The sequence below is a fragment of the Rhodanobacteraceae bacterium genome (assembly GCA_016713135.1).
Taxonomy (GTDB): domain Bacteria; phylum Pseudomonadota; class Gammaproteobacteria; order Xanthomonadales; family SZUA-5; genus JADKFD01.
Window position 1 is genome coordinate 318,374 of record JADJPR010000020.1, and the last position, 13,326, is coordinate 331,699.

14 protein-coding genes are annotated in these 13,326 nt (G+C 69.1%); 8 read left to right on the forward strand and 6 right to left on the reverse strand.

What is annotated here, in order from left to right:
- Window positions 1-24 precede the first annotated feature (24 nt).
- From IPK27_16295 to IPK27_16305, 3 genes are all read left to right on the forward strand, one after another.
- Window positions 25-1,107 carry an SDR family oxidoreductase gene (locus IPK27_16295; GenBank protein MBK8069122.1) on the forward strand — a complete coding sequence of 361 codons (1,083 nt, stop codon included), beginning with the start codon at window positions 25-27 and terminating at the stop codon, window positions 1,105-1,107.
- A complete protein-coding gene (locus tag IPK27_16300; protein MBK8069123.1) occupies window positions 1,004-2,338 on the forward strand; it encodes a dihydroorotase in 1,335 nt (444 codons plus the stop codon). The genes IPK27_16295 and IPK27_16300 overlap by 104 nt, the downstream gene beginning before the upstream one ends.
- Before the next feature lie 124 nt (window positions 2,339-2,462).
- Window positions 2,463-3,290: a M23 family metallopeptidase gene (locus tag IPK27_16305; GenBank protein ID MBK8069124.1), complete on the forward strand. Its 828-nt coding sequence runs from the start codon at window positions 2,463-2,465 to the stop codon at window positions 3,288-3,290.
- Window positions 3,291-3,314: 24 nt separating this feature from the next.
- Here the strand turns inward: IPK27_16305 and IPK27_16310 are convergent, their stop codons facing one another.
- Window positions 3,315-5,642 carry a response regulator gene (locus IPK27_16310; GenBank protein MBK8069125.1) on the reverse strand — a complete coding sequence of 776 codons (2,328 nt, stop codon included), beginning with the start codon at window positions 5,640-5,642 and terminating at the stop codon, window positions 3,315-3,317.
- A gap of 178 nt (window positions 5,643-5,820) precedes the next feature.
- Here IPK27_16310 and pyk point away from each other — a divergent pair, with 178 nt between their 5' ends.
- The 3 genes from pyk to IPK27_16325 all read left to right on the forward strand — a co-directional run bounded on the left by pyk (window position 5,821) and on the right by IPK27_16325 (window position 8,944).
- The gene (gene pyk, locus IPK27_16315; GenBank protein MBK8069126.1) at window positions 5,821-7,284 is read left to right on the forward strand and encodes a pyruvate kinase; all 1,464 of its coding nucleotides are present in this window, start codon (window positions 5,821-5,823) and stop codon (window positions 7,282-7,284) included.
- 401 nt (window positions 7,285-7,685) lie between these two features.
- Window positions 7,686-8,258, forward strand: coding sequence for a DUF2087 domain-containing protein (locus IPK27_16320; protein MBK8069127.1), 573 nt, complete (start codon window positions 7,686-7,688; stop codon window positions 8,256-8,258).
- A gap of 275 nt (window positions 8,259-8,533) precedes the next feature.
- Window positions 8,534-8,944 (forward strand): hypothetical protein, encoded by a 411-nt coding sequence (locus IPK27_16325; protein MBK8069128.1) that lies wholly within the window; start codon window positions 8,534-8,536, stop codon window positions 8,942-8,944.
- Window positions 8,945-9,205: 261 nt separating this feature from the next.
- On the opposite strand, the gene IPK27_16330 is transcribed toward IPK27_16325, so the two are convergent.
- Entirely contained in the window at window positions 9,206-9,940 is a 735-nt protein-coding gene (locus IPK27_16330) for a hypothetical protein (GenBank protein MBK8069129.1), read from the reverse strand.
- 8 nt (window positions 9,941-9,948) lie between these two features.
- A complete protein-coding gene (locus tag IPK27_16335) occupies window positions 9,949-10,095 on the reverse strand; it encodes a hypothetical protein (protein MBK8069130.1) in 147 nt (48 codons plus the stop codon).
- Between the two features lie 157 nt (window positions 10,096-10,252).
- On the opposite strand from IPK27_16335, the gene IPK27_16340 reads away from it, so the two are divergent.
- Both IPK27_16340 and IPK27_16345 read left to right on the forward strand, forming a co-directional pair.
- Window positions 10,253-10,753: a GNAT family N-acetyltransferase gene (locus IPK27_16340; GenBank protein ID MBK8069131.1), complete on the forward strand. Its 501-nt coding sequence runs from the start codon at window positions 10,253-10,255 to the stop codon at window positions 10,751-10,753.
- Entirely contained in the window at window positions 10,750-11,286 is a 537-nt protein-coding gene (locus tag IPK27_16345) for a shikimate kinase (protein MBK8069132.1), read from the forward strand. Before IPK27_16340 ends, IPK27_16345 begins: the two co-directional genes overlap by 4 nt.
- A 168-nt stretch (window positions 11,287-11,454) precedes the next feature.
- Here IPK27_16345 and IPK27_16350 read toward each other — a convergent pair whose 3' ends face one another.
- Genes IPK27_16350 through IPK27_16360 form a run of 3 tightly spaced genes read right to left on the reverse strand, consistent with a single transcriptional unit; the run spans window position 11,455 to window position 13,185 of the window.
- On the reverse strand, window positions 11,455-12,351 hold the full coding sequence (locus tag IPK27_16350) for a hypothetical protein (protein MBK8069133.1): 897 nt from the start codon (window positions 12,349-12,351) through the stop codon (window positions 11,455-11,457).
- A 7-nt stretch (window positions 12,352-12,358) separates the two neighbouring features.
- A complete protein-coding gene (locus tag IPK27_16355; protein MBK8069134.1) occupies window positions 12,359-12,589 on the reverse strand; it encodes a helix-turn-helix transcriptional regulator in 231 nt (76 codons plus the stop codon).
- Window positions 12,586-13,185: a hypothetical protein gene (locus IPK27_16360; GenBank protein ID MBK8069135.1), complete on the reverse strand. Its 600-nt coding sequence runs from the start codon at window positions 13,183-13,185 to the stop codon at window positions 12,586-12,588. The genes IPK27_16355 and IPK27_16360 overlap by 4 nt, the downstream gene beginning before the upstream one ends.
- Window positions 13,186-13,326: the final 141 nt, after the last annotated feature.

The window sequence follows — 13,326 nt, forward strand, 5'->3', positions numbered from 1 at the left end:
CATGCCCCGACCGGAGCCCAGACCATGCCCACCACCCGCTGGCGCCTCGATGGCCAGACCGCACTCATCACCGGCGCCAGCCGCGGCATTGGCCGCGCCTGCGCGCGCGAACTGCTGCTGCTCGGTGCCGACGTGCTGCTGGTGGCGCGCGATGGCGACTACCTGGAGTCGGTGCGCGGAGAACTCGAGGACGAGTTTCCCGCGCGCGAAGTGCGCGCCATGGCAGCCGACCTCGGCGACAGCGAGCAGCGGCTGGAGGTCTACGACTGGATCGCCGATCTCGGCGCCGACCTGCACCTGCTGGTCAACAATGTGGGCGGCAACGCGCCCAAGCCCACCCTGGCCTACCACGAGGACGAAGTGCGCGCGCTCTTCGAGAACAACGTCATGAGTGCCTTCGCGATGAGCCGGCTGGCGCACCCGCTGCTGGCGCGCCATGCGGCCACGGCGATCGTCAACATCGGCTCGGTCTCGGGCCTGACCCATGTGCGTACCGGCTCGCCCTACGGCATGACCAAGGCTGCCCTCGCGCAACTGACCAAGAACCTTGCCTGCGAATGGGCAGCCGATGGGATCCGCGTCAATGCGGTGGCGCCCTGGTACATCCGCACCCAGCGTTCGGAAGTGGCGCTCGCAGATCCAGCCTATGCCGAGGAAGTGCTCGAACGCACCCCGCTCGGCCGCATCGGCGAGCCGGAGGAAGTCGCGGCGGCGGTGGCCTTCCTGTGCCTGCCAGCTGCCAGCTACATCACCGGCGAGGGTGCCGTGGAGGGGCCGTGGATGGGGGTTGTTGGTTGTTGGTGTTGGCTGCGGGTTCTGAGATCTTGGTTGTTGGTTGCTGGTTGTTGGTGTTGGAAAGAGCCAACGAGTGGAGCGGACTACCTCCAGCACCAGAAAGAAGCCCCAACGGCATGCCAGGCTCCGCCGCCCAACAAGAACACAACCGACCCGATAATCACCGGCTGGATGGAATCGCCTTCCCCTGCCCGCCCCGATGAACGCCATGCTCAACCACCTGATCGTCAACGCGCGCCTGGTCAACGAAGGGCGCGTCTTCGAGTCCGATCTGCGCATCCGCGCAGGGCGCATCGCCGAGATCGGCCGTGATCTGGGCGCACGGCCGGATGAGCGGGTGTACGACGCCAAGGGCTGCGTGCTGCTGCCGGGGATGATCGACGACCAGGTGCACTTCCGCGAACCGGGGCTGACCCACAAGGGCGATCTCGGCAGCGAATCGCGCGCGGCGGTTGCCGGCGGGATCACCAGTTTCATGGAGATGCCGAACACCTCGCCGTGGACCGGGTCGATGGCGATGATCGGCGAGAAGTGTGCGCGCGCGGCGCAGAGCTCGCTGGGCAACTACGCCTTCTACCTCGGCGCCACCAACGACAACCTCGACGACGTCGAGCAGGCCGACCAGCACGGCATCGCCGGCATCAAGGTGTTCATGGGCGCGTCCACCGGCAACATGCTGGTCGACAATCCCGAGGTGCTGGATGCGATCTTCGCGCGTGCGCCGTGCCTGATCGCCACCCACTGCGAGGACACGCCGACGATCAACGCCAACCTCGCGCAGTTTCGCGCGCAATACGGCAACAACATCGCGCCCGACGCGCATCCGCTGATCCGCTCCCGCGAGGCCTGCATCAAGTCCACGCGGCTGGCGATGGAACTGGCGCGCAGGCACGACGCGCGCCTGCATGTGCTGCACATCACCACCGCGGAGGAACTCGAACTGTTCGCCCCCGGCGACAGCGCCGGCAAGCGCATCACTGCCGAGACCTGCCTGCACTTCCTGCACTTCGACCGCCGCGACTATGAGCGCAAGGGCAACCTGATCAAGTGCAACCCGGCGATCAAGGACCCGGCCGACCGCGAGGCGCTGCTGGAGGCGGTCAAGGACGGCCGCATCGACGTGCTCGCCACCGACCACGCGCCGCACCTCCTGAGCGAGAAAGGCGCGCAGTACGACAAGGCCGCCGCCGGCCTGCCGCTGGTGCAGTTCGCACTGCCGCTGGTGCTGGAGCGCTACCACGACGGCGTGTTCGATTTGCCCCTGATCGCCGAGAAGATCGCGCACAACCCGGCACGCCTGTTCGGTGTGCAGGGCCGTGGCTTCCTGCGCGAGGGCTGGCAGGCCGACCTGGTGCTGGTCGACCTGAACCGGGAATCGCTGGTGCGCCGCGAGGATGTGCTCAACCGCTGCGGCTGGTCGCCGTTCGAAGGTGACCGCTTCCGCGCCACCGTGGTCGCCACCTGGGTCAACGGCCACCTGGCCTGGAACGAAGGGCAGATCGACGACCACATCCTCGGGCAGCGGCTGGAGTTCGCGCGATGAGGGGGCGGAGGTTTCGAGGTGCACGAGGGACTGGGCACGCAGAGCGGGAGCGGGGGCCACAGAGTCCAGTGCCCTGCGCGCGCGCGAGGACAATGCCGCCTCCGGGCCCCTGTTCCGTGCCCTCGTGCCCTCGTGCCCTCGTGCCCTCCTGCTTCTCGCAGCCGGCCTTGTCGCGACGGTCCCCACCACCGCCGCCACCCCACCCACCGGCCTCACCCTCGATCAACCCTTGCGCCAGGGCCAGCTGGTGGTCGGCCACACGGAACCCGGCGCGCGGGTCAGCGTGGACCAGCGCATTCTGCGTATCGACGGCCAGGGGCGCTTCGTTTTCGGCATCGGTCGCGACCAGGCGCGGGTGAGCCTGTGCCTGCGCCTGCCGGGCGAGGCGCGGGCGCGCTGCGCCGGCCTGCCGGTGGTGGCGCGCGAGTATGCGATCGAGCGCGTCAACGGGCTGCCGCAATCCACCGTGACCCCGGATCCCGCCGAGCAGGCGCGGATCGAGCGCGAGGCGGCGCTGATCACCCGGGCGCGCGAGGCGGACAGCGCGCGCAGCGACTTCGCGACGCCCTTCGCCTGGCCGGCGCGCGGGCGCATCAGCGGGGTCTACGGCAGCCAGCGGGTGCTCAACGGCGAGCCGAAAAGCCCGCACATGGGCCTGGACATCGCCGCGCCCAGCGGCAGCGCGATCACCGCGCCGCTGCCCGGCGTGGTCAGCCTGGTGCACCCGGACATGCTGCTGACCGGCAAGACCGTGGTGATCGACCACGGCCACGGCGTCAGCACGGTCTACATCCACATGAGCCGGATCGACGTCAGCGAGGGCCAGCGCCTGGCGCAGGGCGATCCGATCGGCGCCATCGGCATGACCGGGCGCGCCAGCGGTCCGCACCTGCACTGGGGCTTGAACTGGTTCGAGGTCAAGCTGGATCCGCGGCTGTCGCTGCCGGAGTGAGGCGCGGGCAGGAGCCCGCTCCGCTCAGCCGAGGTTGATCTCGGAGAAATCGAAGTCCAGCCGCGGGCCCGCCGCCGCCACGGCATCGCCCATCAGGTAATCGACAGCGAGGCTCCACAGGCGGGCGACGGGCGTCAGGTCGTGCAGTTCGTCGACGATCAGCGCGCGGCCGCTGCGCGACCAGTTGCCGACGATCGGATCGACATGTTCGGGCGCCAGCGCCAGCAGCGCAGCTGCCGGGATCCGCACCAGGTGCAGAGGCAGGCGTTGCAGCTCGGGCAACTGGTTGGGCCCAGGCAGCCAGGCGGCCAGGCGCAGGCCCTGCGCCTGCAGCCGCGCCAGTGTCCGCGCAGCCTGGGTGGTTTCGAGCAGCAGGGCGCCGTCGAACTCCAGCGTCAACGAGCGGTCGGCGTGCCGCGTCCGGCTCCACTCGGCGGCCGTCCAGGCCACCTGGTCGGCATCCATGCCGGCGAAATCGACCGGCACGATGAGGTCATTGACGCGGTTGCGCGTGCGCTGGTCCTCGAGGGCCTTCAGGGTGCGCTGGAGCACGTCGCGGTCGATCGCGCGCTGCACCCCAGCGGCGCGCGCCACCGGCACGAACTCGCGGCGCTCGATGCCGCCGACGGCCTCGCGGCGGTCGCGCAGGCGCACCTGGGCCACGTAGCGCCCGGTGCCGCTGCCGCGCAGCGGAATCACCGGCTGGTACTCGATCGCCAGCACGCGGCGGTCGGCCACCACCCGCAGCAGTTCGCGGATGCGCAGCACGCGCTCCGGGCTGATCCCGTCGATGCCGTCGCCGAGCAATCCTTCCACCCGGTTCCCGCCCAGCCGCGCCGCAGCGCGGGCAGCGGCGAAGGCGGCGTTGATCCAGGGATCGACGCCCTGCTCGCCCGCAGGCATCAGGGCCAGTCCGATGCTGACGCTGAGCTTGCTGTTCTCGCCATCGATCTTGAATGGCTGATCGGCAATGCTGCGGCAGAGCTCGCCGGCGAAGGCCAGCAGATCTGTGCGCTGAGCCCGGCTGACCGCCAGTCCGAAGCCGAATTCCTGGATCAGGCCATATCGGTCTCCCGGCGCGAAATGGTGCGCCAGGCGCCAGGCCACCGCCTGCTCCAGCTCGTGCCCGCTGGACAACGACAACCGCTCCTGGAGCTCCTCCGCCTGATCCACAATGACTACCAGCAGCGCCACCGGGTCGGCGGGCGGCTCGCGCAGCAGTCCACGCAGATGCTCGAGGAAGGCGCCGCGACGCATATGGCCGTGCGCATCGCCGGGCTGGCGCGACAACTGCCGGCTGAGCGTGCGCACGCGCTTGATCCGGCTGCGCACCGCGGCCACCAGGTGACGCGGCCGGATCGGCTTGGTCAGGAAATCATCACCGCCGGCCTGGATCGCACGGAAGCGGGCTTCCTCATTGTGCTCGCCAGAGAGGAACACGATCGGCAGCACCACCGCGTCCGCCTGCTGGCGCAACTGGGTGGTCAGGGTCAAGCCGTCGACCCCGGGCAGGTACAAGTCCATCAACACCAGATCGGGCTTGAAGTCGCGCACGCGCTGCAGCACGTCGGCCGCTTGCTGCGTGCTCTGCACCTGCATGCCGGCGCGCCCGAGGATGGACTCGCAGTAGTTGCCCATCTGGCGGTCGTCGTCGACCACCAGCACGCGGTAGGGCGCCACCGCCTGGCTGGAGAACAACTCGTGCAGATGCGCAGCGACGCCGGTGTCCTCCAGATTCTCCAGGTACAAGTCGGCACCGTCCACCAGCGACTGCACGCGCGAGTCCGGATCGCCATCGTTCACCGCCACCAGCGGGATCTGGGGGGCTGACTGGCCATCGAGCATCTCGGTCACCGCAGCCACCAGTCCGGCTTCGGCCAGGATCACGTGCGGCATGCGCATGCGCAACGCGTGCGCCAGCGCGTCGCCATCCTGGAACACGCGCAGCTGCAGGCCTTCCTGGCGCAGGGCAGCGTCCAGCGTCACCGGCGGCTCGGACGAGGGCATCAGCAGGAACACCTGCGCATCGGCATCGCTGGCGCCGTTCGCCGCCAGCGCCATCACCGCCGACTGGGCCTGCTCGATCAGGCGGCCCAGTTCCTGCCGCTGGGCCGCACTCGGGTGCAGGGTGCCTTCGGTGAACACGCTGATGTAGGCGTACAGGTCGAACACGGCCGCCTGGACCTGGTCCAGGCCGAGGTTTCCTGCGTAGTCTGCCAGGCTGGCGAGATCCTCCTGGTGCGCCTCCGCCCGGGCGCTGTCCCAGAGGCCGGCGTTCAACCCGTGGGTGGACACCAACACGCCCTTGGCCTTGTCGAGGAAGGCTGCGGTCAGTTCGCTGGCGGCTGGCATTCGGGCTGGGCCCCTGTTGAAAGCGCGGGTCGGGAGTCTAAGGCGAACACATCGCAGGCCATCGCGACTATGCCACCAAGGATGCATACGAATGCGCCGCGTGTCTCTCCCACCGGGCGTGCCGCGGGTGTGGCGGCGGCCTGCTAGAGTTCCGGCTCTAAGGAAGGGAGAGCAATCCATGGCACTGAGCCGCCGCACCAAGATCATCGCCACGCTGGGCCCCGCCACCGACAAACCGGGCATGCTCGCCCGGGTGATCGAGGCCGGCGCCGACGTGATCCGCCTGAACCTCTCGCACGGCACCGCCGAGGACCAGTTGCGGCGCGCCGAGGAACTGCGCCGCGTCGCATCGTCGCTCGGCGTGGAGGTCGCGATCCTGGCCGACCTGCAAGGCCCGAAAATCCGCATCGAGCGCTTCGCCGAGGGTCCGGTGGAACTGGAGCAGGACCAGCCCTTCATCCTTGATTGCGCCGACCAGCCGCCGCAAGGCACGCGCCATCGAGTCGGCGTCAGCTACAAGCAGCTGTGCCAGGACGTGTACCCGGGCGACACCCTGCTGCTGGACGATGGCCTGCTCTCGCTGAAGGTCGAGCGCATCGAGGGGCTGGAAATCCACACCCGCGTGCTGATCGGCGGGCGGCTGTCGGACCGCAAGGGGATCAACCGCCTGGGCGGCGGCCTGTCGGTGGACGCGCTCTCGGACAAGGACCGGCGCGACATCGAACTCGCCGCGCGGATGGGCGCGGACTACCTCGCGGTGTCCTTCCCGCGCTCTGCCGCGGACATGAACCAGGCGCGCGCGCTGCTGCGCGGCGCGGGCTCCTCGGCGGCGCTGGTGGCCAAGATCGAACGCGCCGAGGCAATCGAGAACCTCGGCGAGATCATCGATGCGTCCGACGCCGTGCTGGTGGCGCGTGGCGACCTCGGCGTCGAGATCGGCTACGCCGAGCTGCCCGGCCTGCAGAAGCGCATCATCCGCGAGGCGGTGCTGCGCCATCGGGTGGTGATCACTGCCACCCAGATGCTGCAATCGATGGTCGAATCGCCGATCCCCACCCGCGCCGAAGTGCTCGACGTGGCCAATGCGGTGATCGACGGCAGCGATGCGGTGATGCTGTCGCAGGAAACCGCCTCGGGCAAACACCCGGACAAGGCGGTGGCCGCGATGCGCAGCATCTGCGAGGCCGCCGAGCGCCAGTTCGACCCGCAGGAGTCCTCGCTGCTGGCGCCGGCGGAGATCCACCGCACCGACCAGGCAATCGCGATGGCGGCGATGACCATGGCCAACCGTATCGGCGCGCGCGCGATCATCGCGCTGACCGAATCCGGCGCCACTGCGCAATGGCTGTCGCGCTTCCGCTCGCGCATCCCGATCTACGCGATGAGCCGCCACCAGGCCGCGCGCCAGCGCATGTGCCTGTACCGCGACGTGCACGCGGTCGCCTTCGATCCGCAAGGCAGTGGCGTGACCCACTCCACCCGCCTCGCGGTGGAACTGCTGCACGCCCAGGGGCGGTTGTCCGCCGGCGACCGCGTGATCGTCACCACCGGCGACCACACCGGCCTGCTCGGCGGCACCAACACCCTGAAACTGCTGCGCGTGGGCCAGAGCGGCACACCGGAGGGCATGGGCGACTTGTGAGGGGCGGGCGCCGGAAACGGCAGAAGCGGGGCAAGGGTCAGGGGGCACGAGGGCAAGAGGGCACGAGGGCACGCAAAGGCGCTCCTTCGCACCGAACCGGCTCTTGCGTGCCCTCGTGGCCTCGTGCCCTCGTGCCCTCCATTTCGCTGCCCGAATCACCGGCATGGACGACCTGGACTCCCACCCTGCACGCCCGATGCGCTAGCCTAGCGGCAGGGTCGGCAGTCCACCCAGGCGTCGCCGCGCGGTGAGTCCGCGAGCTAAACCTGCCACCGTCTACGGCATTCCGGTCCGCCATCTGCTCATCGATGGCATCCGTCGGGACTCCGGCAAGTCGGCGACCACCGGCATCGCGGCATGCGATGTCTGCCCGGCGGGTGCTCACCAGGAGCTTGTGGCCCATGGCCCGTCAAACCACCCCGTTGTACGTTTCCGATCTCTCCAGCTTCACCCGCAGCCTGGCCCGTGCGCTCGATGCGCGCGCGGCTGCTCCAGGCCACCTGGAGTTGCAGAACCTGATCGCCCGCGCGGCCGGCTTCCGCAACCTGCAGGCGCTCAAGGCGGCGCCGCCTCCGCCCGCTGCAGCGGAGCGCAGTGCCCCGCCGCCGCTCAGTGCCAACGCGCGCCGCGCGCTGATGCAGTTCGACAGCGCCGGCCGGCTGGTCCGCTGGCCCACCAAGTACAGCCTGCAGAAGCTCGCCACCTGGGCCCTGTGGACGCGTTTCGAGGCGCGCCGGGTCTACAGCGAGCGCGAGGTCAACGCGATCCTCCGCAGCTGCAGCGCGTTCGTCGACCACGTGGGCCTGCGCCGCGCGCTGGTGGATCACCGCCTGCTGGCGCGCAAACCGGATGGCTCGGCCTACTGGAAGCTGCCGGCGCGGCCGGACGCCGAAACGCAGGCGCTGCTCGGCGCCTGGCGTGCGCGCAGTCGCGGCGCGCCGGCCCCGCCGTCCGCGCCTGCAGACGTCCACTGAGCCCGGCCGGCACATGGTCCGCGACTGGGCACTGGCGCTGATCGTGGCCTACCAGCGCCATGTCTCGCCGCGCAAAGGCTACCGGTGTGCGCTGCGTGCGCACACCGGCTGCCCCAGTTGCCACCAGGTGAAACGTGATTCGTAAGACGTCAACCGGCCCGCGGCTCGTTTGACGTTTGACGTTTGACGTTTGACGTTTGACGTTTGACGTTTGACGTTTGACGTTTGACTCTTCCCTCCGCGACGCTTCCGTCACCGCCAGATTCCCGCTGAACGTGCCCGACGAACTGATCCGCATCCTGGCGCTGTGCGTGGCGCTGGCAGGTTTCGAGACCCTGCACGGCATCGCCCGCGCGGCGCTGCTGGTGCCCCGCATCGGCAAGCAGCGCGCGCTGAAGGTCGCCATCGTGACCGGATCGCTGCTGGCCTTCGGCGTCTGCTGGTGGCTGGTGCCGCCGATCGGCTACCGCAGCGCGCCGCAGCTGCTCGCGCTTGGCCTCACGATCGCCCTGTTCATGGCCAGCTTCGACATCACCCTCGCCCGCTTGCTGCTGCACCGGCCATGGAAGCGCGTACTCGAGGAATTCGATCCGCGCCGCGGCAATTGCCTGTCGCTCGGGCTGGTGCTGATGGTCACGTTTCCGTATCTGTGCGTCCGGCCAAGGGAGTGGGCGATTGGCGTCTGACGTTCAAAGTCGGACGAGTGAAACGTCAAACGTAAAACGTCAATCAGCCGCGCGCCAGTTGACGATTCACGTTTGACGTTTCACCCGGCGCACCAGAATCCTGGACCACCACCGCCAGTTCCGGCGCAAAAAAAACCGGGCCAAAGCCCGGTTCGAGAGGTCCCATTCGCTGTCACTTGCACCATCCCAGGGAGGGGATGTCGGAGTGTGCGCCCTGCGATGAATCGGACTGCAGGGCGCGCAAATAGTTCCTGAACGGATTTACTCGGGGGCGTTGGCGCCCGAGTAGCGGGTCGCTTGCACGCCCTCGATGGCGCCGACGCGGGCGTTTTCGTGCACGTAGACCTTGGCCTCGTCGTTCTCGATCACCACGCGGCCGCGCACTTCGCTGCCCTCGGCAATGATCACCACCGGCGGCTTGGACTTGTTGCCCCAGCTCCAGCCACCCTTGGGCTTGTGCACGATCAGGTCGCCGCCGACCACCGTACCATCGAGCAGTTCTGCGCGGCCATTGACCATCTCGACGTTGCCGCCGATGCGCGCGTTCTTGAGGTTCAGACCACCATTGACGGTCTCGACGTTGGTGGTCACGGTCACCTGGTCCAGCGTGACACGGCCGTTGACAGTCGACACCGATCCGGAGACGGCCGAACCCGCGCCGATGTCGATGCGGCCGTTGACAGTTTCCACATCGCCGCTGGCCTTCAGTCCGGCGCCAACATCGATGCTGCCGTTGACCGTCTCCAGCGTCACCAGCGTCACATCGTTGCCGACATCGATGCTGCCGTTGACGGTCGACACCTCGGCGGCCTGCGCGCCGTCCTGAACGTCGATGCTGCCGTTGACGGTTTCGACATCCTTGACCGCGGTGCCGGCGCCGACCGTCAGCGACTTGTTGACCGAGTCCTCGCTGGTGCCCGGCGCGACGATGGTCGCGGCATGGGCGGCGAAGGACATCGCGACGGCCAGCGCCGCGGTGAGCAGGTTCTTGTTCATGGCATACCTCAATGGGAAGGGGGCTTGGGGGTTGGCGCCTGCTCGCGGGCCCAAGCCTGCCAGTCCGGTCGTTCCGGTGGCGAAGGATCGTGCTCGCCCAGCGCAGCCAGCGCATGCAGCAGCCGATCGACGAAGCGCTCTTCCATCCTGTCCATCATCAACTCCTTGAGGTTCTCCGTGAGGCCGACACTCGGGTCGCGGTGATGCAACCCTATGCCTTGCGTTGGACGCGACGTAAGGGCCGTCGGTTACGGGTACGCGGGTAAACTGATGGCCTATGCCGGGCGCGCCGCGCTCACCAGGGATTCAGTCATGCACGAGCGCACACCGGAAACAGACCCCAGCCACCTGGTCCTGGTGGCGATCGATCGCCTCGGGGAGGGTCTGCCGCAGGCGCTGGCACCGCGGGATCCTGCCCTTGCCATGGTCCGCGAGGCCACCCTCGATCTGTATGCCCGCCGCGGCTACCAGCCGCCGTGGATCGGCTACCTGGCTTTCATCGATGGCGTGTGTGTAGGCAGTTGCGGATTCGCCGCCCCACCCGCCGACGGGTCCGTCGAAATCGCCTACTTCTGTTTCCCGCATTTCGAGGGGCGCAGGATCGCCAGCACGATGGCCCGGCGTCTGCTGGACCTGGTGCGGGCAGTCGCCCCGGAAATCCGCCCGATGGCGCACACGCTGCCGCACGAAAGCGCCTCCACCCGGATCCTGCGCCGCCTGGGATTCCACCTTGAGGGCACCATCGAACACCCGGAGGATGGCCAGGTGTGGAAGTGGACCTGGCCGAACCCTGCAGGAGCGGGTGCAGCATGATCGTGGTACTGGGCAACTCGGGCGCCGGCAAGAGCACCCTCGCCCGCTGGCTGGCGCGCGAAATCGGCGCGCCGGGAGTCCCGGCGCCGCTCCTGGATCTCGACACCATCGCGTGGCTACCGGACCAGATCGCGCAGGCGCGCCCGCAGGCCGAGGCCGCGGCGCTGACGCGCGAATGGTGCGCATCGCATCCGCGCGGTGTCCTGGAAGGCTGCTACGGCGGTCTTGCGCGCGTGGCCATCGCCGCAGGGGCGTCCCTGATCTGGATGGACGTGGATGTCGAGCAGTGCCTGGCGCACTGTCGCGCCCGCCCCTTCGAGGCGCACAAATACCCGGATGCGCAGACCCAGCAGGCCTATCTGGGCCAGCTGCTCGATTGGGTCAGCAGTTACCCCGAACGCGAAGGCGACCTCGGACGCGCCGACCATGCCCGGTGCTATGCCGAGTGCCCGAATCCCAGGATCCAGCTGCGCGGCGCAGTCGACCTGCAACGGCCACCAGCGGTGTTGCTGGACTGGCTCGCGGCACACTGACGCCACCCTGTGCGCGCGGACCCGCCATCCTCACGCGTTCTGCGGAGGCGCGCGCTCAGCCGCGTACCCCGGCCCGCCAGCGCGCGACCAGCACGGCGCGACGTGCGCGGCGACGGTGCCGCAGGTTCGTCCGCTGGCGAGCGCCGGCACCCGGCGTATTGCTGTGCCTCAACCTGCCGATGGTGCGGCGCAGCGGCCCGGAGCGAACAGCAGTTCGCGCAGGAAGGCCTCCACGGCGTCCATGTGCTCGACCACCGCGCGGTGGTCGCCGGGCACCGCCAGCAGGTCCACCCGCTCCGGCATCAGCGCTTCGATGCGGCGCGCCATCGTCAGCGCCGGCCACATCTCGTCTGCCTCGGAAGCAATGAGCAGCATCCGCGCCTGCGAGCGCTCGGTGGGAATGCGCGCAGCGGCAGCCTCCGGTTGCGCCAGGATGCGCCTCATCGCCGCGCCGATGTCGCCCTTGACCAGGTCCGGCACGGCCGACCACGGGAAGGGCGCGAAGGGCAGCGGCTGGCCGTCCAGCGACCACGATCCGGTGGTCATCGCCTCGGTGTGGGCGGGGAACATGGTGTCGGCCGGCGACATCGCGACCACCGCGTCGACGTCCGGGAAATGCGCGGCCAGCGCCAGGCTCATCTCGGCGCCCTTCGATCCGCCCAGCAGCACCAGGCAGCGGCTGGCCACCTCGGGGCGCGCCATCTCCGCGCGGACCTTGGCCATCAGGGCGCCCAGGTCGATGCGGTCGAGCGTCGCCGGGGTGGTCGGCGTGCCGAAGTAGGCGACCGTCAGCAGGTTGAAGCCCAGGTCCAGGAAGCGCTGGCGTTGCGCGTCCCAACGCGGGTGCTCCCACATGTTGCCGCCCTCGGCACCGCCCAGGGTGACGATCAGCGGCCGGCCCGGCTCCGGCTGCGCGTGGAGCGCCAGGTCGAACTGCCCCTGGCGTTCGGGCGGGGTCTCGGTATCGAAACTGTAGGTCAGGTACAACACCCAGCCGAGCGCCAGCAGGCACAACCCGGCCAGGCCCGCCAGCCCCCAGGCCAGCACGCGAATCAGAGTCTTCATGGTGTCCTCAGTGGTTGGGATTCGGTGGATCGATCCAGAAAAACACATCGTCGACGCGTAGCCCGAACTCGCCGGCCAGGCGCATCGCGAGTTCCAGCGAAGGCGCGTACTGGCCGGTTTCGAGCGCGATCACGGTCTGGCGCGTGATGCCCACACGCCGTGCCAGCGCCTCCTGCGACATCTCGCCGTGCTCGAAGCGCAAACGCCGCAAGTGATTGCCGATCTTCGACTTGCTCACCCTGCGGCCTCATCCACCAGGCTGCGGTAGGCGCGCAGGCCGAGCGCGCTCTCGACGGCCATGGTCAGGGTCAGCAGCAGGATCAGCAGATGCGCGATGGCGGCGTGCGAAAGCTGCGCCAGGCCGCCGAAGCCCAGCGCCACGACCAAGCCGGTCAGCAGCAGCAATTCGAAATACCAGGCGCTGCGCCGCGCCTGGTGCGCGATGAGCGCGTCGCGCTCGTCGGCCCGCGGCTCGGCCTCGCGCACCATCAGATAGGCCACCACGGCCGCTGCCACCAGGGTCCAGCTGTCGATGCCGAGGATGTGCATGGCACGCGTGTGCATGCGCATCTCGACGCCGATCAGCGCCATCGACACGCACAGGTGCGCCGCGAGCACGCTGGCGGCACCCAGGCAGACCCACAGCTTGCGCTCCGGCGTACCGGGCGCCAGGTCCGCCAGCAGATGCCAGCGGCGGCGAATCGCCCAGGCCACCAGCACGATAGCCACGCCGCCGGTCCACGCCACCGGGCGGCTGAGCACCCCCGAGAGCAGCGCCAGGGCCGCGCCAAACAAGGCAGTGAACACGGTGATCGCCACAATCATGTCATTCAAACCGGACTATATGTCCTGTTTACATTACATGTCACGCGTTCGGCTTGTCCAGTCGTCCCGCGTGATTGCGGCGCGCGACGCCCGATGACCAGGTCCCACGGGCGCGCCCGGCGCGAGGATGGGCGCGCCTGTCATCGCCAC

Excerpts from the sequence above, each read along its gene's own strand:
- IPK27_16295 (MBK8069122.1), top strand. The coding sequence starts at position 25 with ATGCCCACCACCCGCTGGCGCCTCGATGGCCAGACCGCACTCATCACC.
- IPK27_16300 (MBK8069123.1), top strand. The coding sequence starts at position 1,004 with ATGCTCAACCACCTGATCGTCAACGCGCGCCTGGTCAACGAAGGGCGC.
- IPK27_16310 (MBK8069125.1), bottom strand. The coding sequence starts at position 5,642 with ATGCCAGCCGCCAGCGAACTGACCGCAGCCTTCCTCGACAAGGCCAAG.
- pyk (MBK8069126.1), top strand. The coding sequence starts at position 5,821 with ATGGCACTGAGCCGCCGCACCAAGATCATCGCCACGCTGGGCCCCGCC.
- IPK27_16320 (MBK8069127.1), top strand. The coding sequence starts at position 7,686 with ATGGCCCGTCAAACCACCCCGTTGTACGTTTCCGATCTCTCCAGCTTC.
- IPK27_16330 (MBK8069129.1), bottom strand. The coding sequence starts at position 9,940 with ATGAACAAGAACCTGCTCACCGCGGCGCTGGCCGTCGCGATGTCCTTC.
- IPK27_16335 (MBK8069130.1), bottom strand. The coding sequence starts at position 10,095 with ATGGACAGGATGGAAGAGCGCTTCGTCGATCGGCTGCTGCATGCGCTG.
- IPK27_16340 (MBK8069131.1), top strand. The coding sequence starts at position 10,253 with ATGCACGAGCGCACACCGGAAACAGACCCCAGCCACCTGGTCCTGGTG.
- IPK27_16345 (MBK8069132.1), top strand. The coding sequence starts at position 10,750 with ATGATCGTGGTACTGGGCAACTCGGGCGCCGGCAAGAGCACCCTCGCC.
- IPK27_16350 (MBK8069133.1), bottom strand. The coding sequence starts at position 12,351 with ATGAAGACTCTGATTCGCGTGCTGGCCTGGGGGCTGGCGGGCCTGGCC.